Raw genomic sequence first — 20,907 nt, 5'->3', positions numbered from 1 at the left:
CTACTCTCCCAAGCGTGCTATTTCTTCACCAAACTCGCGAATATCTTCAAATGACCGATACACAGATGCAAATCGAACATAGGCGACTTTATCGAGTTTTTTAAGTGACTCCATGATGCATTCACCAACAAGGTGACTCGAAATCTCTCGCTCACCTGTTGCGCGCAATTGAGATTTAATAATATTCACCACTTCATCAACTTGTTCGGTGCTTACAGGGCGTTTTTCTAGGGCTCTGTGTAAACCGTTTAGAAGCTTATCTTCGTTAAAAGGTTCGCGGCTACCGTCTTGCTTAATCACTCGTGGCATCACTAATTCAGCCCCTTCAAAGGTGGTAAAACGCTCATGGCACTCATTACATTCACGACGGCGTCTTACCTGATGGCCTCCGCCAACTAAACGCGAGTCAATCACTTTGGTATCTTTTTCAGAGCAAAAAGGGCAATGCATATAGTATAAATTCCGTAACTAAAAACAAAAAAGGCCGCTTTAAGGGCGGCCTTTATAATAGCAAAAAACGTTGCTATTGTTATCTAAATTACTGCGATTAAGCGTACACAGGTAATTTTTTACAGATAGTTTGCACTTTCTCTTTTACTTGCGCTTGTACTGACTCATCATTGATGTTGTCTAATACATCACAAATCCAGCCTGCAAGCTCTTTTGACTCAGCTTCTTTAAAGCCACGACGCGTAATTGCAGGTGAACCAATACGTAGACCAGACGTCACAAATGGTGAACGTGGGTCATTCGGTACTGAGTTTTTGTTTACAGTGATGTTTGCATTACCTAACGCTGCATCAGCATCTTTACCAGTAATGTCTTTATCAATTAGATCAAGTAAGAACAAGTGGTTATCTGTTTTATCAGAAACGATCTTATAACCACGTTCTTGCATAACAGCGACCATCGCTTGTGCGTTTTTAACTACTTGTGTTTGGTATTCTTTAAATTCAGGTTGTAGTGCTTCTTTGAATGCCACTGCTTTTGCAGCAATAATATGACATAAAGGGCCACCTTGGCCACCTGGGAAAACAGCGCTATTTAATTTTTTGTAAATAGCTTCATCGCCACATGCAGAGATAATTAAACCGCCACGTGGACCCGCTAATGTTTTGTGTGTCGTCGTTGTCACTACGTGTGCATGTGGTACTGGGTTAGGATAAACACCCGCTGCGATAAGACCTGCAACGTGAGCCATATCAACGAATAAGTAAGCACCCACTTTATCAGCGATTTCTCGGAATTTAGCCCAATCTACAATACCTGAATATGCAGAGAAACCACCAATAATCATTTTTGGTTTATGTTCAAGCGCTAATGCTTCAACTTGCGCATAATCAATTTCACCAGTTGCTTCATTTAGTCCGTACTGAACTGCATTATATAACTTACCAGAGAAATTAACGTGAGAACCGTGAGTTAAGTGACCACCGTGAGCAAGGCTCATACCAAGTACAGTATCGCCAGCTTCTAAAAGCGCTAAGAAAACAGCCGCATTAGCTTGTGAACCAGCGTGAGGCTGTACGTTTGCGTATTCAGAACCAAATAGCTCGTTAGCACGGTCAATAGCTAATTGCTCAACAACATCTACATGCTCACAACCACCGTAATAACGTTTGCCAGGATAGCCTTCTGCATATTTATTTGTAAGCTGTGAACCCTGCGCTTCTAATACGCGTGGGCTACAGTAGTTTTCTGATGCAATAAGCTCAATGTGTTCTTCTTGACGAGCAGTCTCTTTACTGATTGCTGCAAATAACTCTGGATCGAAATCCGAAATATTCATGCTACGTTCTAACATGGGGGCTCCTAGGGCAACGTGTATGGTATTTTGAAGGCTGAATTATACGCTGAAAACGTCAATTTGCCTATGGTCTAAAGATGAACATATTTAAACAGGGATTGAATTTAATTCACAGTGTTTTTGTAATGATATTTTTTTATAGGAACATTAATATTATTTATTAATAGCTCAAGCTAACATTTACAAAAATAATATACCTTATATTGCACATACTTTGGTTTACACTACACTTACCTGACATATAATCATGGATGATGATGTTACCGCTTATGCTAGCCAAACCTATTTACGAGTCAGTCCCTTATTGCTACATATTATTAGGCGCTGGCTGCTTATTGATAGCTGCCAACGTGATACCCACTTTAATTGGTCTATTTGTATTTTTTAATGGTGCGAATATTTGGCGACTTCGCTCTAATGCTCGACGTGTCGATCATAAAGTAAATCGCAAACGCGTTAAAAAGCATTATTACTACTATGAGTTTAAGCCTTTTATTTTACTTGCTTTAAGCTTTTTACTATTAAACTGGTTTCCACATCAGTTGATTACAGTTGCAAGTTTAATGATGGGTTCAATTGCATTATTAATTATAGTTTTACGCGTGTTAAACAGACGCTCCCGCTCTTTTGTATGACGTCAATAGCGTGTAAGCCAATAAAAAAACAAGCAGCACTTTGCGGTGCTGCTGCATTAAACTATAAATTTGCGCGATTTAAACTACCCTAACTTTGCTAGCATAATTTCACGTAAACCATCGTAGTTGTTTGGAATACCATTCGCTAAACATGGTTTTGCTAAGGCATCTGCCAGTGGTTTTGGCATCTCTAATTCAACACCTAAAATTGCTTCTACACTGTCTTTAAATTTAGCGGGATGTGCTGTTGCTAAAAAAATACCAGCACTTCCAGGCGTTAAATTTGATTGTAACCCTTGATATGCAATCGCAGTATGAGGTTCAGCAACATACCCTGTTTGTTGAATTTTTTTCATCACTGATTGTGTATCACTTTCGTCTACACTTGTTGAATAAAAGTCATCATAGCTGAACCAGTTATTATCTAACATGGTTTGAACACGCGGCCAATTATTAGGTTTACTCACATCCATTGCATTTGAAAGCGACTCAATTGTACTCTTCGGTGACCAGTTTTTATCAAGCATAAAACGAGGTACGGTATCATTCTGGTTTGTTGTAGCACTAAGCTTACTGACAGGTAGACCGATTACCGCACCAATCATTGCCGCGCACACATTACCAAAATTACCACTGGGTACCGACACATGTGCTGTTGCGCGTTTATCTTTTGGCAATTGCGCAATGGCTTCAAAGTAATAGCAGACTTGGGCAACTAAACGACTGATGTTAATAGAGTTAGCTGAATTCAAACCTAACCTCGATTTTACCTCATCATCTAGAAACGCATTTTTCACCAGCGCTTGGCAATCATCAAAACTCCCGTCTACCGCATAACAATGTATGTTATTGCCTAGTGTAGTAAATAACTTTTGCTGAGCTAATGAAATCTTTCCTTTTGGATAAAGGATAACGACATCAATATTTGGTTTGTTGTAAAACGCATGCGCTACAGCAGCCCCTGTATCACCCGACGTAGCTGTTAAGATAGTTGTTTTTTCGCCTTGGCTAAATTGTGCTAAGCACTCTGCCATAAAACGACCACCAAAATCTTTAAATGCGAGGGTTGGGCCATGAAAGAGCTCTAAACAATAAATATTTTCTTCAACCTCCACTAACTTAACGGGGAAATTAAATGCATTTTTTACCATCTCTGCAACAGTGTCTGCAGGAAGCTCATCACCAATTAAGTGAGATAATATTTTACTGCTGCGGCTAACAAAATCCATATCAAGTAATGCGTCAATATCACTCATCGCACCCAGTGACTCTGGAAAAAACACCCCTTGGTTACGTCCTAACCCTGTTTTAACGGCTTCAACAAACGACACTTTCTGTGAGTCATCTTTTAAATTATGTAATTGCATTATTAGTTCCTTAAATTCTTATAACTGACGTGTGCCGGCGCTATCAAGTTTACAAATATGGCAAAAGCCTTGCTCATTGATATAGTTTTTTTCTAGCCATTGCGCGCATCGCTGCGCAGCCTCTAATGATTTACACACTGTAAACAAAGTAGGTCCCGCCCCTGAAATACTCACAACATCTGCACCGAGTTTTGGTAACGCCGCTTTTGCCTCGCTAAACCCAGAGATAAGCGGAGCACGGTGTGGTTCGGCTATCTCATCATTCATAATAGACAAGGCATCATCAAATCGGCTCGTTAGCAGTAGCGCGCTAAAAGCCGATAAACGTTGGGCAAACTCAACACTCGCATGCATGCTTAACTGTGAGGGTAACACCGCACGAGCCTTGGCCGTATTGAGTGAAAAACCAGGAAAAGCCGCCACGTAATACCAGCTATCATCCACAGGTAAACTAATCGATTTATCAGGGATTAAATCACCTGTTAACTGCAACCCACCTAAGTAACATGGGGTAATATTGTCATAATGGCGACCCCCACTGACAATGGCTTCAAAGTCAGCCATTAACTCAATGAGCTGAACTTGACTAAGCTTTGTATCAGCAAATTTGTCCAATGCAGCAAATGTGGCAACAACTGAACAGGCACTTGAACCTAGCCCCGAGCCGATAGGTAAGTTCTTTTTAAGTTCTAGCTTCACACTTGGCATGCTCGGTGCTATGTGTTCACGAAAATGCACTAAACACTGAAATGCAAGGTTCTCTTTGGCGTCCGAGGGGAGTTTCGCTGCGTAATCACCTGAGCAGACAAACTCATCCGAGTCTGAAGCTGAAACAACAACGGTATCACCAAGTAAAGAGCCATCGATGGGCGCAAGTGCCGCGCCAAGTGCATCAAACCCCACTGAAAAATTTCCAATAGAGGCAGGAGCATATACTTCAATCATAGCTCTCTCCTACCGCGATAACGTTTTTAAAATATCAGCAAATACACCCGCAGCAGTTACTGCAGAGCCCGCGCCATAACCACGAATTACAAATGGGCGCGGTTGGTAATACTCACTCAAAATTGCCAATGCGTTTTCACCATCACGAATAACACTCAGGGCGTGGCTTGAATCAACAGCCTCAATACCTACTTTACAGTGACCTTGTTTGATTGTGCCAACATAACGTAGCACTTTGCCTTCACTTGCAGCACTGTGAATGCGGTCACTAAAAGCAGCATCTAAGTCAGGCAACTTAGCCATAAACTCATCAACACTCTCACCTTGTGCAAACCCTTCTGGTAGCACAGATTCAACTTCGATATCACTGAGCTCTAATTTTAAACCTGCTTCACGTGCAATAATTAATAATTTACGCGCTACATCTGTACCAGACAAATCATCACGCGGGTCCGGCTCAGTAAAGCCACTTTCTTTAGCTTTAATTGTTGCTTCAGATAACGATAAACCATCTTCAAGCGCACCAAACATATACGATAATGAGCCTGATAAAATACCACTAAATTCAAGTAGCTCATCACCAGCACCGAACAATGATTGCAAGTTATCAATCACCGGAAGGCCCGCGCCGACATTTGTTTCATATAAAAATTTGCGGTTATTTTTTTGAGTGGCGGCAATTAAATCTTGGTAATAAGCGTATGAGCTTGTTGTCGCTTTTTTATTTGCTGCAACAACATGAAAACCAGCATTAAGAAAATCGACATACTGGGCAGCCAAAACATTAGATGATGTGCAATCAACTAAAACAGGGTTGATCAAATGATTTTGTTTAACAAATTGCTCTACCCGCTTTAAATCAAACCCTTGTTCTGATTGAGAAAGTTTTTGTTGCCAATCAGCAAACTCTATACCTTCACTGTCTAGATGTAGTTGACGCGAATTCGCAACACCATATAAATTAAGTTTGATATTACGCTTTTCAAGCCATGCTTGCTGGCGTTCTAATTGCTGGATAAGCTCTTGTCCAACTAACCCGCAACCGAGTAAAAACACATCGATAGATGGAATATGAGTAAAAAAGTTTTCGTGACATACTTTGACTGCATCGTTACATAACTCGCCATCTATCACGGCAGAAATAGCACTCTCTGTAGAATCTTGTGCAATGGCCACGATATTGACCTGCGCTTGTGCCAATGAAGCAAAAAACTTTGCAGCTAACCCTTTGTGTGCACGCATGTTGTCGCCCACAAGCGTGACGATTGCTAGATTTCGTTGAACTTGCACAGGTTCAATTAAACCGGCTTGTGACTCTAGTTCAAAAGCTGTTTGCAATGCCTCTAACGCAAGGGCTAAATCTGATTCATGGACGCAAAAGCTGATACTGAACTCGCACGATGACTGAGTAATTAATACAATCGACACATTATCATGGGCGAGCGCATTAAAAACTTTTGATGCCATACCAACCTTGCCTTTCATACCAGGTCCTGACACGGTCAACATAGCTAAACTTTGTAAGCTTGACAGTGCTTTAACAGGTTCAGATGAAACGCTTTCATTACTGATCAAAGAGCCCTGAGCCTCTGGGTTATGTGTGTTTTTAATTTCACAAGGCACGCCCGCTTTTGCACACGGTAAAATGGTTTTAGGATGAAGTACTTTTGCACCAAAATATGACAGTTCCATTGCTTCTTTGTATGATAAGAAATCAACTTTGGTGGCTTTTTTAATATAGCGAGGATCTGCACTGTAAACACCATCTACATCGGTCCATATTTGGCAAACATCAGCGTCTAAACACGCGGCTGCAATTGCTGCAGAATAATCAGACCCATTGCGACCAAGCGTTGTTAACTCACCTTGTTCATTACTGGCTGTAAATCCTGGCATAATATAAATTCTGGTAGGGTCTTGCTTTAAAGCGACTTGAAAACGCGCTTTACTTAGTGCCAAATCCGCTTCAGCATCAATGTAACCACCAGTGGAGGTAATACATGCTGTTGCCTCTAAATAGCGGGCATTATGGGAATTTAGTAGTTGCTGCATCAGTGAGACACTGACACGCTCACCAAAGCTAATTACATAAGCACGCACTTGGTCTGGACAACACTTTAGAAGCTTTACACCGGCTAACTTATTGCTCAACAAAGTTAAATCAGGCCAATTTTGAACCGTACCACACTCCGCCTCAACTGCCTTTTTTAAACCTTCACAGCGCGTAGTAAGTGCCTCCCATTGCTCACTATAATCATGACCTTGCTCAGCGCTACTTGCTAGTGCGACTAATGAATCAGTCATTCCGCCAGGTGCTGACAATACTAGCAACATTTCATCTTTTAGCTGTGCTTTGACCAACTGAGCTACCTGCTGTAAACACGCAAAGTCGGCGAGCGATGACCCACCAAATTTTAATACTCGCATCTTTATGTTTCCTCATCCCATAAAACGAAAAAAAGCCTGTGTTCTTAGTGAACACAGGCCTTTAAATTTATTGCACCGACCTATGCCACTATCCAGTAAGAATGGTGGTTGTAATAATAATGGTCAGTACGTGATTATATGTTTTCATAGCCTTTAGACTGCCTTAAAGGAGGCTATGCTGTCAACCCTACTTAAAAAGATAAATTATGTCTTTTGGTTATATTAGAAACTAGTGAATGCCAAATTTATGCAAGACCTCTTTCAATCTCGGTTTATCTATTGGCTTGTGAATAAAATCAATTGCACCTAATTGAGTCACGCGCAGCTTCATTTTTTCTTGAATATCGGCCGATATAACCAAAACAAAACACTCTATTTTTTGTGCTTTTATCGCTTCTAAAACCTGCACACCATCTACTTCAGGCATCGTTAAGTCAAGACACAACAGGTCAAAGCTCTGTGTCTTCATTAATTCAAGTGCTTCTTTACCGTTTTTAGCCTGCTTGATATCTGCATCAATACATTCATTTAAACAGCGCACTACTTGCTTACGTGCTACGGTTGAGTCGTCACAGACTAATACAGAAAAATTCATACCTTTAACTACTCGATTAGGAATAAAAAAGTTAATAAGTGGATTATACACCCATTGCGTTTTATCAAGCGATCATAGATTTTATACCACAAATAATAAAATGAGATAAGCTTAAGTTTTTGCTAAAAAAAGAAAAATTACTTACTTTGTTGCTTAATAAACAATTCTTTTATTTATTTTTATACGTTTATTAGCTAACTTTAGTAAAAGCAAAACGTAATTCAATTGCCACCAAGGAGCTATGGACAATCCATGCTACAAAAAAGTCTCTCAAAAAAGCTATTGACCAGCGTATTATCTGTCTACTTTTTACTTACATTCGTCGTCACTTGCGGCCAAGTAATTGCTGAATATATCAATACAAAAGATTACATTCGAAACGAGCTAACTACCTTACAAAAAACGTTTAGCCGTAGTTTAACTCGGGCAATTTGGGAGCTAAATACCAAACAAACCATCACCACTGCTGAAGGCCTGCTTGCGATCCCAATGATTGAGGGCATTATTGTACGCGACGACAGCGGCGAAATAATTTCACAACTTGGGCGTTCATTAGACATAAGAGAGCTATACAGCCAACAACTCGTTCAAGAAGAAGCGATTATTGAAGATACACCTTCTGGTTTATTTGGCTACACATTCCCCTTAATTTTTGAATTTTCAGGACGTGCAACTCAAGTCGGTGATGTGACCCTTTTCTCAAGTAGAGAAGTAGTTTTTAGCCGCATTATGATCTCAATTTATTTCTTAATTGGTAATGCCATGATCAAAACTACGTTTTTGATCATTTTGTTCTTAATGGCCTTTAGGAAGCTTTTAACTGATCCCCTGGCTCAATTAACAGAACAAATAGAAGATTTAGAATTAAACGAGATTGAAGGCCAACACATCAACATTGAAACAACTGAACATAATGAATTAAAAGTTATGGAGCAGTCTTTTAACACATTAATAGACAAAGTGGTGCAATACCGCAAAGAGCTTGAGCACACTCAAAAAGAACTCATTATAAGTAATGAAAAGCTCGACCAACAAAACCTGCAACTGGAGCAAGAAGTCGCACGAAAAACCTCTAATTTAAGCCAAGCGATGATGGACTTACAGCAGCAAAAATATGAACTAGAAAAACAAAAGCTAACATTGACTGAAGAAGTTGATTTACGTCGTCATACTGAGCAAGAGCTGCTTACTAAGCAAACTCAGCTACAGCGCTATGTTGATGAGTTAAATATTGCGCAAGAACGCCTAGTTGGCTCAGAAAAAATGGCTGCACTGGGTGGTTTAGTGGCGGGTATTACCCACGACATCAACACACCTGTAGGTATAGGTGTGACAGCAACGTCATTTTTACAGGAACGGCTAGTACAAATTGAAGCAGCCTATAAAGATAAAACACTCTCACCAAAAGCACTTGAGGAGTTTATTAATGACGCAAAACAAAGCACAAGCTTATTAACAAGTAACTTAGATAGAGCATCTGAACTTGTTGCCAGCTTTAAACAAATCGCTGTCGACCAAGCAAGTGAAGCAGTACGAACAATTAACTTCAAAGAATACCTGGGTGAAGTAATTCGCTCATTACACCCTAAAATCAAAAATACCAGCCATCACATCAATTTAGATTGCCCTGAAGAGCTCACTCTGAACTTACCTGCTGGTGCTATCAGTCAAATTTTTACTAATTTAATTATGAATTCATTGATCCATGGTTTTGATGGAATAGAAAATGGCATCATTGATATCATAATAAAAGATGATGATAATCATGTTGTTATTGATTTTAAAGACAATGGCAATGGCGTAAGTGAGCAACAGCTTGAAAAGCTTTTTGACCCATTTTTTACCACAAAACGCGATCAAGGTGGCAGTGGGTTAGGCACACACATTACATTTAATTTAGTTAAGCAGACACTCAGTGGGGATATAGACGTATCGAGCTCGCCGGGCAATGGTCTTCATTACCATATCAGTTTCCCTAAAGACATGCCTAAACCACTGTCTATCTTTAATAATTAACCCCGTTTTTGCGCACAGGTTAATGCTGAGTATAATTACTAAGCATTAACCTTTACTACTGTGCTTAGCTTTACTAAATCAGTCATTTCAGCATCTTCTTTTTATTGCTATGATTGAGCAAATTTACCAAATGGATCAATTCCCCTATGTGGTTTAGTAACCTTATTTGTTACCGCTTTAAGCAAGATGTTTCTTACACTCAAGAAGACTTTGATAACGCCCTTGAACAGGATGTATTTCGTCCATGCGGCAGCCAAGATTTAAGCACTTTTGGCTGGACTAAAGCCTTTGGGAAACACGGTGAATCACTTTCACACTTCTCACAGAAAAGTATCTTAGTGTGTGCAAAACGTGAAGAAAAAGTTTTACCTGCCGCCGTTGTGAATGAAATGGTTGCTGAGAAAATTGAGCAAATCGAAGCAGAAGAAAACCGCCCAGTAAAGAAAAAAGAAAAAGACGAACTTAAAGAAAACATTCTGCATACCTTATTACCACAAGCATTTAAAAAATCGAGTTTACAATTTGCATTTATCGACCAAGAAAATGGTTGGGTAGTCGTTAATAGTGGTAGTTTCAATAAAGCTGAAGAACTATTAGCTCTGCTTCGCAAGTCACTTGGCACTTTACCTGTAGTGCCAGCCTTTGCTAACTACGATCTGGATGTATTTCTAACAGATTGGTTAACTAACTTTAGCACTCCTGAGGGTTTTGCAATCGGTTCAGATGCCGAGCTTGAAGAAGCGGATGACAGCGGCGCGCAAGTTAAATTGAAAGGGCATGATTTAGCCTGTGACGAAGTTAAGTCCCACCTTGAAAGTGGTAAACGTGTAACTAAGCTAGCGCTTGATTGGCAAGAACGTCTAAAGTTTATGTTACAAAACGACGGGTCAATTAAACGATTAAGCTACTCTGATACGCTCAAAGAAGAAAATGCTGATATTCCTAAAGAAGACATGATGGTTAAGCTTGATGCAGATTTTATTTTAGCTTCTGAAGAAATAAAGCAAATGCTAGAGGAGCTAACATCGGGTTTAGGTGATGCTGACGATTTAGCGTAATCCAAAAAATAAGCGCCTAAATGGCGCTTATCAATCTAGGTAAAACGTTAACTAAAAACAGATTTCACATCATCTAACATGTCGTTGTATTCATCCGTTGCAAACACATCTAAAGATGAAATCGTGCCTTTGTCTACATACATTTGTAACGCAGCCGATTTATCAGAAACTTGAAGAATGCCTTCCATAATCGCACCAATGCGAATGAAATCAACATAACAGATATGCTCAGGGCGATAATTTGGATTTGCCCAACTCTCAGCTACTTCAACGAATTCATCCGTAAACTCCCATGCACGCATAATAGCGCCACCCACTTTGCCACTTAACTTTTGAATTGCATGAGCTAAAAAGCTTGGGTTTGCGAAAACTTCAGGATGACGTTCTGCTTCGGTTAAAATTGGTAATACCCCAATATTATAAACAAGAGCAGCTAACGTAATTGTGTCTCGGTTTAATGAAGTTTGTTTATTCTCTTTTAAAAAGAACTCCATCAATGTAATTGAATGGCACGCTACCTTCAGCGTTTTTTGCCATGCCTTGTCCATATAACCTTTAATGAGCTCATTATGAGAAACAAAGAGTTGCTCCATCGCCATGGCGGTTGCGATATTTTTAATCTGTCTGAGGCCGATACGTGTTACTGCTTGATTTAAATTGGATACTTTAACAGTGCGCCCCATAAATGCACTGTTTGCGACTTTAATCATACGCGCTGCTAATGCGGGATCATGTGAAATAACATCAGCCATTTGCATTAAGTTTACGTCAGGGTCATCCGCTGCTTGGCGAACGCGAATAGCAATTTCAGGTAATGTAGGTAACACTAATGTGTCATTATTAATTCGGTCAACCAAAATGGTTAGTAGTGCGTTTTCTGTTGACATAGATGTGCCATCCTTTTTTATTAGCTTGCTTAAAAAGCCAAACTATTTAACTTTTATTTGTTATACCCACAGTATTGTCTAAGTTCTCGCTAAAGTTAAGGAAATTACTCAAATTATCTCGCTTTATTTTAATAAAGAGACCCACTTCATCCAGTCTATTTATTAAAATACAGTAAACTTGCTATTTGCGCGTTAGGTTTGCTTTAATGCGTTACACAAGCGAAGCCAGTAACATGGAGTAACTGGTTATTAATTTACTTTTTGACAGGCTATAAAATGACTCTTAACCAAATTAGCAAAGCACTCGTTTTATGCGGTGCGGCTTTTCTTAGTGCATGCTCCGAACAAGCTTCAACCACAAATTCAGCCACACAAGCTCAAAATAAAACTCAAAAAACGGTCTCGCTGCAGCTCATTAATGCCGATACAGATCGCTTAGATATTTATACTGACTTTAGCTTAACCACAGACCTTTCACATTTAAGTGATAATCAAAAAGCCATGATCGCAACATTAATTGATGCATCAAAAATCATGGATGACTTATTCTGGCGTCAAGCATTTGGTGAAGACAAGGCTAGCTTCTTAGCGAAAATCAACGATCCCAAAGTTCAAAAATTTGCAGATATCAACTACGGCCCGTGGGATCGTTTAAATGGCGACCAAGTATTTTTATCGGGTTATGAAGAAAAAGCACTCGGTGCACAGTTCTACCCTGCTGATATAACAAAAGAAGAATTGAATAATGCAGACATTGAAGATAAAAACGGCCTATATTCAATCGTAAAGCGTGATGAAACAGGTAAACTTTATAGTGTTTCGTACTCAATTGAGTATGCACAAGCCCTTGAGAAAGCTGCCGTGCTTTTGCGTGAAGCAAGTCAGCTTGCAGACGATAAAGAGTTCGCAAACTACTTAAACCTGCGTGCAGAGGCTCTCCTAAATGATGATTATCAGCCATCTGATTTTGCTTGGATGGATATGAAAAACAACCCTGTCGATGTCGTTATTGGACCGATTGAAACATACGAAGACCAATTACTTGGTTCGCGCGCTGCATTTGAGTCCTATGTATTAGTTAAAGACTTAGCATGGAGTGAACGACTCGCTAAATTTGCAGCTTTCTTACCTGAGTTACAAAAAGATCTACCTGTTGATGCCAAATATAAGCAAGAAGTACCAGGATCTGATGCCGATTTAAATGCCTACGATGTTGTGTATTATGCAGGGCACTCGAACGCAGGTAGTAAAACAATTGCCATAAACTTGCCGAACGATGAACAAGTCCAACTAGAAAAAGGCACGCGTCGTCTGCAACTTAAAAATGCGATGCGCGCTAAATTTGATAAAATTTTAGTGCCTATTGCTGAGCAGCTGATTGTACCTGAGCAACGTAAACATATTACCTTTGATGCTTTCTTCGCAAATACCATGTTCCATGAAGTTGCGCATGGCTTAGGTATCAAAAATACAATCACGGGTAAAGGCACCGTTCGTCAGTCTTTACAAGAACACGCCAGCGCGCTTGAAGAAGGTAAAGCAGATATCCTTGGCCTATACATGGTTGAGCAATTATTGAAAAAAGGTGAAATTACACAAGGTACTCTGGAAGATTACTACACCACGTTTATGGCGGGTATTTTCCGTTCCGTTCGCTTTGGTGCTTCAAGTGCACACGGCAAAGCAAACATGATCCGTTTTAACTTTTTTGCCCAAGAAGGCGCTTTCTCTAAAAACGAGCAAGGCCTATACCGTGTAAATATGGAAAAAATGGGTGATGCAATGGCCAAACTATCTGAGCTTATTTTAACTTTGCAAGGTGATGGCGATTACCAAAAAGTCGATCAACTTATTGCCACCCATGGTGACATAAAATCCGAACTTGCTAAAGACTTAGAAAAACTAAGCCAAGCCAATATCCCTGTAGATGTAACCTTTAAACAGGGCAAAGATGTTTTAGGACTTTAATGAAATAAAAAGTGAATGAGCGAGCTCAATGCCGCTCATTCTTTTTAATTTTGATTGTTAATAACGCTCAGGGCAACTGGCTCTAAGCTTTTTAACCCCCAACGTTTACCTTCATCAATTGCAGCCTCCGTCTTTAGACCTTTTAGGTGGGCAGAAATGGCTATTAACGCACCGACTCGGTTACTGCTTGCACAATGCACCAGCACTCCTTCCCCTTTAAGCCTATTTAAGAGGTCTGATAATTTGGCTGCATTTTCGCTATTTACCTCATCTGCATTTGCAATCGGCATTGCATGGTAGGTCATACCTAAACCATTAACTAAGTCGTTTTCATCCCATGTTTGCTCATCAGGAGAGCGCAAATTAATAATATGTTTGATGCCACTCTCAGCCAGCATTTTTAGCGCTTCTTTCGACGGTTGACCTGCTGAATAAACGTGCCCGTCATGGCTCACAAAGTTGAGTATTTTTGCACGCTCAATTTTAGCTATATTATCGCTTACCTGCGATGTCTCAGCTGGCAGGCTTTGCTTAGCCAGTGTAGACAAGCTAAGAGATGATAAAACTAAAAAAACACAAAAATAATGCGATGTGAGTGTCATTTTATTTCCTTTACTATCAATATAAATCATCCTGCATCAGGGGTGATGCTATCTATTACTGAAGCAATTACTGCTCTTTCGTGAAAATACTTTTGAGCTTTTCAAGTTGTGCATCTTCATAAGGAACCGCAGAATGCTTTCCCCACACAGGTGCAGGCCAAGCGACATCGTTTTTAAACCGCACAATATGATGAATATGCAATTGCGGCACCATATTACCTAAAGCAGCCACATTCAATTTGTCAGGCGAAAACACCGCTCGTAGCAGGTGGCTTAACTTGGCAGACTCTTGCATTAATAGCACCTGTTCTGATTCTGTTAAATCTATACTTTCTTTTAGGCCTGCTTTTCGAGGCACTAAAATAAACCATGGATATTGGCTATCATTCATTAATAACACTTTACAAAGTGGCCAGTCAGCCACGTCAATGCAATCACGGGCAAGCTCAGGGGCTAATACAAATTCAGCTGCCATTCTTTTAATCCTCTTCAGTTAACGACTATTTTGTCACTTTAAAGCATTTAGTTGCAGTTGCCCACGCTTGGCTTTAACATCATGACAGTTTTTATTCGAGCGAAGGTAATTACGTGTTAAAAAAAATTAAACACCTCTCATGGGCTCTACCCCTAGTAGCAACGACCCTAACCGTGCAAGCACAACCTCTATCACTAGAGCGTATTTTTGACGACCCTAGTTTAGCGGGAAAAGCACCTGTACAACTTAAATTTTCGCCTGATGGTAGCCGTGTCACTTACCTACAAGGTAAAACAGATGATTACAACCGCTATGATTTATGGGAATACAATCTAAAAGATAACAAAAACCGCCTACTAGTGGATTCTGCCCAATTATTTTCTGGTCCAGAGAATCTATCTGATGAAGAAAAAGCGCGCCGTGAGCGCCAGCGTATTTTTGGTAAAGGTATTTTAGAATACAAATGGTCAAAAGATGGTAAAGCGCTTCTTTTCCCACTTAATGGCGACCTTTATTACTACGATTTAGCATCCGCAAAAAGCCGTAAATTAACAGATACCGACGCCTTTGAAACCGATGCTCGCTTCTCACCAAAAGGGAATTTTGTCTCTTTTATACGTGAGCAAAACTTATTTGCGCTAAACCTGAACTCAGGTAAAGAAATTCAGTTAAGTAAAGATGGCGGCGGTGTCATCAAAAATGGCATGGCTGAGTTTGTAGCGCAAGAAGAAATGGGCCGTATGACCGGTTATTGGTGGTCTGGTGATGAATCAAAAATCGCTTTTACACGCATTGATGAAAGCCCCGTAAAAGAAGCCATCCGTAATGAAATTTACGCCGATGAAGTTAAGCTATTTAATCAACGCTACCCATTTACCGGCACTAACAACGTAAAAATTCAACTGGGTGTTGTTAAAATTAATGACCAAAAGACAGATTGGATTGATTTAGGCAAAAATCAAGATATCTATATTGCGCGTGCAAAATGGCTAGAAGACGACACCACGTTATCTTACCAATGGCAAAATCGCTCACAACATAAGTTAGAGCTGCGCTTTTATAACGCTAAAACTAAAAAGCAAAACGTTGCCCTAACTGAAACCAGCAACACGTGGATCAACTTACATTTTGACTTACAGTTCTTAAAAGACAAAAAGCATTTTGTATGGGCGTCTGAACGTGATGGTTTTAAACACCTTTACCTATACCGTACTAATGGCAAACTTGTTCGTCAAATAACCCGCGGAGACTGGGTCGTTGATAGCTTAAAAGGTATTGATGAGAAAAAAGGCATTGTGTATTTTGCTGGCCGAAAAGATACCCCGTTAGAGAGCCACTTATACAGTACGCCACTATTCAAAAAAGGCGATATCAAACGCATCACCGAGCAAGGTGCTTATCATAAAGTGGTTATGGCTAAAGACAGCAAAACCTTTATTGATAATAGCTCGTCGGTTAATCAACCTAATTCAGCTGCACTTCGCAAAGTAAATGGTGAATTTATTACATGGCTTGAACAAAACAAGCTTGATGACAGCCACCCATTGACTCCTTTCCTTCAGGATTTAGCTGAGCCTGAATACGGCACACTAACAGCAGAAGACGGTCAAGTAATGCACTACCGTTTATTCAAACCTGCAACCATTAATACTGGTAAAAAGCATCCTGTGCTTGTGAACGTTTATGGCGGCCCACATGCCCAGCGAGTAACCAATAGCTGGCGTAGCAAAAACCTCTATTTTCAATATATGGCACAACAAGGCTATGTTGTTTTCCAACTTGATAACCGAGGCTCTTATAATCGCGGTAAAAAGTTTGAAGACGCTATATATAAAAACCTAGGTGAAATCGAAGTTGCCGACCAAATAAAAGGCGTTGAATTCTTACGAACACTTGATTATGTAGACCCGCAACGTATTGGCATATATGGCCACAGCTACGGTGGTTATATGGCACTAATGACCATGTTTAAAGCCGGAGATTATTTTCAAGCCGGTGTTTCTGGCGCGCCAGTAACTGATTGGGCTTTGTATGATACGCATTACACTGAGCGTTATTTATCGCACCCAGCTACGAACGCTGAGGGTTATACACGCAGTGCTGTATTCCCTTATGCAGATGGCTTAAAAGGTCCATTGATGATTTACCATGGCATGGCTGATGATAATGTATTGTTTACTCACGCAACCAAGTTATTTAAACAACTGCAAGATAATAAAAAGCAGTTTGAAATGATGACTTACCCAGGCTCAAAACACAGCTTACGCGGTAAACATGTACAAACACATTTACATCAAACCATAACAAACTTCTTTAACCGTCATTTTGAAGTTAAATAAATCCATTAAATGACATCAAGTTTAGACTAAAGGCTGATTGCAAAAATCAGCCTTTTTTTGTGTTAACTAATACTGCGCAAAGTGAAATTTAAGCTCATAAATAGGCAGCAAACACCTAGATATATTACCTTTTTTTACTACACTTATATCAGAGTGTATACCCATAACACATAAACATAATGAGCACGCGCTCGAGGTTTTTTGCATTAAATGCAACCTTTAAAGCATGTTGTGTGTGATCACCTAAGTACTGACTGTCAATATCAGGAATTAGTCACAAGAACATAAACTTAACCTTCAACACATTACTTACTTGAGATACAGCTATGTCGTACCTTCGTCAATTTACAATATTTCAACGATTAGCGCTTTTAGTATGCGTTGTTGTCATTGGATTAATGCTGTTAAGTGTTACTACATTAACTCAGCAATATGATTCACTAAAAAATGAGCAGCACACAAAAACTAAAAACCTCGTTGAGTCTGCACACAGTATTCTGACTCATTTTTATGAGTTGCAACAAAGTAGTGAAATGAGCGAGGATCAAGCCAAAAAAGAAGCGCTCAATACAATAAAAGCCATGCGCTATGATGATGATAACTACTTTTGGATTAATGACTTCGCGCCGACAATGATCATGCACCCTTTCAAGCCAAATCTTGTCGGCAAATCGCTAAGCGGTACAAAAGACCCTGATGGCGTATTGCTGTTTGTTGATATGGTTAACCTTGTTAAAAAACAAAACGAGGGAATTATTCCTTACAAATGGCCTAAACCAGGAAAAGATAAACCCGTTGATAAAATAGCCTACGTAAAGGGCTTTACTCCTTGGCAAATGATTGTTGGTTCTGGTGTTTATATTGACACCATAGATGAAGCTTTTGCACACCTTCGCAACTTAGTCATTATTAATGCAACCGTGATCATTTTACTGTTAATTGGGCTTAGTTATTTAATTGCTCGCAGTATTTTATTACCCACAAAGCTTGCTGCTAATATGATGAAAGATATCTCGCAGGGTGAAGGCGATTTAACTCAAACACTTGATGAGCAGGGTAATGATGAAGTATCTCGGCTTTCGCGTTACTTTAATTTATATACAAATAAAATGCGTGAATCACTCAAGCATGTAGCTCAAAGCGCCAATAATGTTAACCAATATGCGCATAGTATTGACGACGCGAGCAAAACGAATCTGTCATTCATCGAATTACAAAATGACAGTTCAACACAAGTGGCAACCGCTATGGCGCAAATGACCGACCAAATACACGATGTGAGTCGCAATGCTGAAGCCGCAGAACGTGCCGCAGCAGAGGCAGCAGGTAACGCCTCGGATAGTAAAAACGTGGTAGCGCAAACAATAAAAGCTATTGAAACGCTGTCGCATCATATCGAAACAGTTAGCCAAGTGACCGCTGATTTAGCACAAGAAAGTAACAACATAGGCTCTGTACTCGATGTGATCCGCGGCATTGCAGAACAAACAAATTTACTCGCATTAAACGCAGCAATAGAGGCAGCGAGAGCGGGCGAGCAAGGTCGAGGCTTTGCTGTTGTTGCTGATGAAGTTCGAACGCTTGCAAGTAGAACAGGTAAGAGCACCGACGAAATTCAGGCCATGATAGCCAAACTACAAAAAGGCGCGCAGGCGGCTGTTGATGCAGTAACAGCAAGCCAACAACTATCTAGTAGTACAGTTGAACAAGTCGGCACGGCTAACAGCTCACTCTCTGAAATTGAGCGTCTTGTCACGGTTATTACCGATATGAATAGCCAAATAGCACGTGCAACGGAACAACAATCAAGCGCAGCGAATGAGGTTAATTTACGCATTAACGAGTTATCACAATCAACAGAACAATCCCTAGAGAATACAGCTCAATTATCTGATGCGAGTGATAATTTAAAGCACAGCAGCCAAGAACTAAATGACGTAGTAAACCGCTTCAAATTGGATTAAAAACCCCAAGCAAAAAAAAGCCCCGCCATGTTAATTAGCGGGGCTTTTTATTTAACCTGAACTCTGGTTAAGATATTAATAATATTTTGATATTAAATTACAAATTTTTCCCTGAGTCTCCAGCCGAAGACTTTTAGCAATAACAAGGCGAATTTACGCGTCAATAGCTGGTCTATTGCAAGTAAATTCAACGCAGTTAGCGTTAAAAGTAGTCGCTGGAGATAGATTTATTATCCAGCGCTCAGGTTATTTAGCATTTAGATTACAAACAGTAACGAGCGAACAAGCTACTTAAACCTGCAGCTGTCGGCTTACCGTGCTGCCAATCCCCGCCTTCGACACCACTTCCAGCAATATCCATATGGATATAAGGAATTGGGTGCGCAGATTCACTGCCATGCTTATCCAATCCGCCAACAATGGCTAGAAACGCCATTGGGAACTGATGTCCTCGGGCAGTTACCGCAGACGCTGCGTTATTACTTGATAGTACATCATCGGCCAAGGTACGTGGTTTAACAAAGTCATAATCTTCACGGCGGCTACGCGATACTTCAGCGCCATCAGCCCATAAATCACCGCAATCGGCCAATTTACGAGATACATTAGCAAGACGTGCAGGGCCATTTTCAACATAAGCACTGTAAGGCCCCATCGCACGAGCGGCATGACCAGTTAATGTTGCAACAGTGAAAAGCTCTGGGTTAACCTCATTTTTAGCGAGATCTTTCATCTCACTCAATAAATCGCCCATTGCTAAACGCCCTTCTGCATCAGTATTACCAATACGAACGCGAACACCTTCACGGCTGGTAATAATTTCATCGGGTACAAAACAATCTGAACCAATAGAGTTGCGAACCACAGCTAAAAAGGCAATAACTTTAACGCCTTTTGGTTGAAAGTCAGCCACTGACTTCATAAAGCCCGCAACCGAGGCTGCACCGCCTTTATCGCGGCTCATGCCAGCCATGTAGCCGCCAACTTTCAAATCTGCACCACCCGTATCGTAAACCAACCCTTTACCGACAAACATTAACGTGCGGGTAACTTCGCCCTCTGGGGTATATTCAAGTTTTACAACACGTGGATGATGGCGCTCTACCGCATACGATGCACGCGCTACTGTGCTCATCATTGGGTAATCTTTATCAATTGCTGCAATGTCTGAGATTACTTCAACATTTACGTTAGAGTCTTTAAATAAATCAACGCAATAATCGGCAAAACGTGGCGGTGCCATACGCTCAGGTTCAGTACCACATAAATCACGTGCTGCGTACTGCCCTGCAGCAATCGCATTAACGGCTTTAATGGTTTCTTCTGTGGCACCAAATAGCGCAATTTGTGTAATAGGCTCAATACCTTCACCGTGGTGCTCACGGGCTTCAAGCGGTTGCCACAATGCTTGACAAGCACCTAAGTATGCAACTTCTAACGCATATTGATAACGAGAATCTTGGCTTGCCTGAGGAAGGAAAATCGCAGGCTTTTTACTACCAGACGCTTTTGCTTCATTGATAGCCAATTTTGCTGCATCAAAATAACGACGTACATCATCGTAATCACGGTTTAAAGGACCCGTTGGTGCTAAAATTACGCGTTTAGAGTCAACGACAAGGAGTGTTACTTGTTTACCTATGCGGGCATCAACGGCCATTTGAGCTTTAATTGCTTTGCTCAAATTAGGATCGTCTAGTTCAGAAAAGTCATCAGCAATAATAATAAGCGCATCATGTTTAGCGTTATCTAATTGCGGGGCCACAACTGCATGGGGGTATGCCATAAAAAAAGGTCCTGTTGTCAAAAAGCTTAGGACCTT

Annotated in this window: 15 protein-coding genes; 5 read left to right on the top strand and 10 right to left on the bottom strand. The window is 40.4% G+C overall.

Going from position 1 to position 20,907, the window contains the following annotated elements; all coding sequences use genetic code 11:
• From nrdR to ATS75_RS18755, 6 genes are all read right to left on the bottom strand, one after another.
• The gene (gene nrdR, locus ATS75_RS18785; RefSeq protein WP_058561959.1) at positions 1 to 450 is read right to left on the bottom strand and encodes a transcriptional regulator NrdR; all 450 of its coding nucleotides are present in this window, start codon (positions 448 to 450) and stop codon (positions 1 to 3) included.
• 97 nt (positions 451 to 547) lie between these two features.
• Positions 548 to 1,804, bottom strand: coding sequence for a serine hydroxymethyltransferase (gene glyA, locus ATS75_RS18780; protein ID WP_058561958.1), 1,257 nt, complete (start codon positions 1,802 to 1,804; stop codon positions 548 to 550).
• A gap of 721 nt (positions 1,805 to 2,525) precedes the next feature.
• Positions 2,526 to 3,809 carry a threonine synthase gene (thrC, locus tag ATS75_RS18770; RefSeq protein ID WP_058561956.1) on the bottom strand — a complete coding sequence of 428 codons (1,284 nt, stop codon included), beginning with the start codon at positions 3,807 to 3,809 and terminating at the stop codon, positions 2,526 to 2,528.
• Positions 3,810 to 3,827: 18 nt separating this feature from the next.
• Complete coding sequence (gene thrB, locus ATS75_RS18765; RefSeq protein WP_058561955.1) at positions 3,828 to 4,754, bottom strand: homoserine kinase; 927 nt, start codon at positions 4,752 to 4,754, stop codon at positions 3,828 to 3,830.
• A gap of 9 nt (positions 4,755 to 4,763) precedes the next feature.
• The gene (gene thrA / locus ATS75_RS18760; protein ID WP_058561954.1) at positions 4,764 to 7,181 is read right to left on the bottom strand and encodes a bifunctional aspartate kinase/homoserine dehydrogenase I; all 2,418 of its coding nucleotides are present in this window, start codon (positions 7,179 to 7,181) and stop codon (positions 4,764 to 4,766) included.
• A gap of 229 nt (positions 7,182 to 7,410) precedes the next feature.
• Positions 7,411 to 7,776: a response regulator gene (locus ATS75_RS18755; RefSeq protein ID WP_058561975.1), complete on the bottom strand. Its 366-nt coding sequence runs from the start codon at positions 7,774 to 7,776 to the stop codon at positions 7,411 to 7,413.
• Between the two features lie 252 nt (positions 7,777 to 8,028).
• Here ATS75_RS18755 and ATS75_RS18750 point away from each other — a divergent pair, with 252 nt between their 5' ends.
• Both ATS75_RS18750 and rdgC read left to right on the top strand, forming a co-directional pair.
• A complete protein-coding gene (locus ATS75_RS18750) occupies positions 8,029 to 9,792 on the top strand; it encodes a sensor histidine kinase (RefSeq protein ID WP_058561953.1) in 1,764 nt (587 codons plus the stop codon).
• A gap of 146 nt (positions 9,793 to 9,938) precedes the next feature.
• The gene (rdgC, locus tag ATS75_RS18745) at positions 9,939 to 10,850 is read left to right on the top strand and encodes a recombination-associated protein RdgC (protein WP_058561952.1); all 912 of its coding nucleotides are present in this window, start codon (positions 9,939 to 9,941) and stop codon (positions 10,848 to 10,850) included.
• 47 nt (positions 10,851 to 10,897) lie between these two features.
• Here rdgC and ATS75_RS18740 read toward each other — a convergent pair whose 3' ends face one another.
• Positions 10,898 to 11,737: an HDOD domain-containing protein gene (locus ATS75_RS18740; protein WP_058561951.1), complete on the bottom strand. Its 840-nt coding sequence runs from the start codon at positions 11,735 to 11,737 to the stop codon at positions 10,898 to 10,900.
• A 276-nt stretch (positions 11,738 to 12,013) separates the two neighbouring features.
• On the opposite strand from ATS75_RS18740, the gene ATS75_RS18735 reads away from it, so the two are divergent.
• Entirely contained in the window at positions 12,014 to 13,705 is a 1,692-nt protein-coding gene (locus tag ATS75_RS18735) for a dipeptidyl-peptidase 3 family protein (RefSeq protein ID WP_058561950.1), read from the top strand.
• A gap of 44 nt (positions 13,706 to 13,749) precedes the next feature.
• On the opposite strand, the gene ATS75_RS18730 is transcribed toward ATS75_RS18735, so the two are convergent.
• A complete protein-coding gene (locus ATS75_RS18730; RefSeq protein WP_058561949.1) occupies positions 13,750 to 14,307 on the bottom strand; it encodes a fused DSP-PTPase phosphatase/NAD kinase-like protein in 558 nt (185 codons plus the stop codon).
• Positions 14,308 to 14,374: 67 nt separating this feature from the next.
• Positions 14,375 to 14,782, bottom strand: coding sequence for an HIT domain-containing protein (locus ATS75_RS18725; RefSeq protein WP_058561948.1), 408 nt, complete (start codon positions 14,780 to 14,782; stop codon positions 14,375 to 14,377).
• Positions 14,783 to 14,895: 113 nt separating this feature from the next.
• On the opposite strand from ATS75_RS18725, the gene ATS75_RS18720 reads away from it, so the two are divergent.
• A complete protein-coding gene (locus tag ATS75_RS18720) occupies positions 14,896 to 17,121 on the top strand; it encodes a S9 family peptidase (RefSeq protein ID WP_058561947.1) in 2,226 nt (741 codons plus the stop codon).
• 326 nt (positions 17,122 to 17,447) lie between these two features.
• On the top strand, positions 17,448 to 19,085 hold the full coding sequence (locus tag ATS75_RS18715; protein ID WP_058561946.1) for a methyl-accepting chemotaxis protein: 1,638 nt from the start codon (positions 17,448 to 17,450) through the stop codon (positions 19,083 to 19,085).
• A gap of 262 nt (positions 19,086 to 19,347) precedes the next feature.
• Here the strand turns inward: ATS75_RS18715 and ATS75_RS18710 are convergent, their stop codons facing one another.
• Positions 19,348 to 20,871 carry a M17 family metallopeptidase gene (locus tag ATS75_RS18710; RefSeq protein WP_058561945.1) on the bottom strand — a complete coding sequence of 508 codons (1,524 nt, stop codon included), beginning with the start codon at positions 20,869 to 20,871 and terminating at the stop codon, positions 19,348 to 19,350.
• Positions 20,872 to 20,907 lie beyond the last annotated feature (36 nt).

The sequence above is a fragment of the Pseudoalteromonas sp. H105 genome (assembly GCF_001469215.1).
Taxonomy (GTDB): Bacteria; Pseudomonadota; Gammaproteobacteria; order Enterobacterales; family Alteromonadaceae; genus Pseudoalteromonas.
This window is presented reverse-complemented; position numbering and strand designations above follow the sequence as displayed.

Excerpts from the sequence above, each read along its gene's own strand:
- nrdR (WP_058561959.1), bottom strand. The coding sequence starts at position 450 with ATGCATTGCCCTTTTTGCTCTGAAAAAGATACCAAAGTGATTGACTCG.
- glyA (WP_058561958.1), bottom strand. The coding sequence starts at position 1,804 with ATGTTAGAACGTAGCATGAATATTTCGGATTTCGATCCAGAGTTATTT.
- thrC (WP_058561956.1), bottom strand. The coding sequence starts at position 3,809 with ATGCAATTACATAATTTAAAAGATGACTCACAGAAAGTGTCGTTTGTT.
- thrB (WP_058561955.1), bottom strand. The coding sequence starts at position 4,754 with ATGATTGAAGTATATGCTCCTGCCTCTATTGGAAATTTTTCAGTGGGG.
- thrA (WP_058561954.1), bottom strand. The coding sequence starts at position 7,181 with ATGCGAGTATTAAAATTTGGTGGGTCATCGCTCGCCGACTTTGCGTGT.
- ATS75_RS18755 (WP_058561975.1), bottom strand. The coding sequence starts at position 7,776 with ATGAATTTTTCTGTATTAGTCTGTGACGACTCAACCGTAGCACGTAAG.
- ATS75_RS18750 (WP_058561953.1), top strand. The coding sequence starts at position 8,029 with ATGCTACAAAAAAGTCTCTCAAAAAAGCTATTGACCAGCGTATTATCT.
- rdgC (WP_058561952.1), top strand. The coding sequence starts at position 9,939 with ATGTGGTTTAGTAACCTTATTTGTTACCGCTTTAAGCAAGATGTTTCT.
- ATS75_RS18740 (WP_058561951.1), bottom strand. The coding sequence starts at position 11,737 with ATGTCAACAGAAAACGCACTACTAACCATTTTGGTTGACCGAATTAAT.
- ATS75_RS18735 (WP_058561950.1), top strand. The coding sequence starts at position 12,014 with ATGACTCTTAACCAAATTAGCAAAGCACTCGTTTTATGCGGTGCGGCT.
- ATS75_RS18730 (WP_058561949.1), bottom strand. The coding sequence starts at position 14,307 with ATGACACTCACATCGCATTATTTTTGTGTTTTTTTAGTTTTATCATCT.
- ATS75_RS18725 (WP_058561948.1), bottom strand. The coding sequence starts at position 14,782 with ATGGCAGCTGAATTTGTATTAGCCCCTGAGCTTGCCCGTGATTGCATT.
- ATS75_RS18715 (WP_058561946.1), top strand. The coding sequence starts at position 17,448 with ATGTCGTACCTTCGTCAATTTACAATATTTCAACGATTAGCGCTTTTA.
- ATS75_RS18710 (WP_058561945.1), bottom strand. The coding sequence starts at position 20,871 with ATGGCATACCCCCATGCAGTTGTGGCCCCGCAATTAGATAACGCTAAA.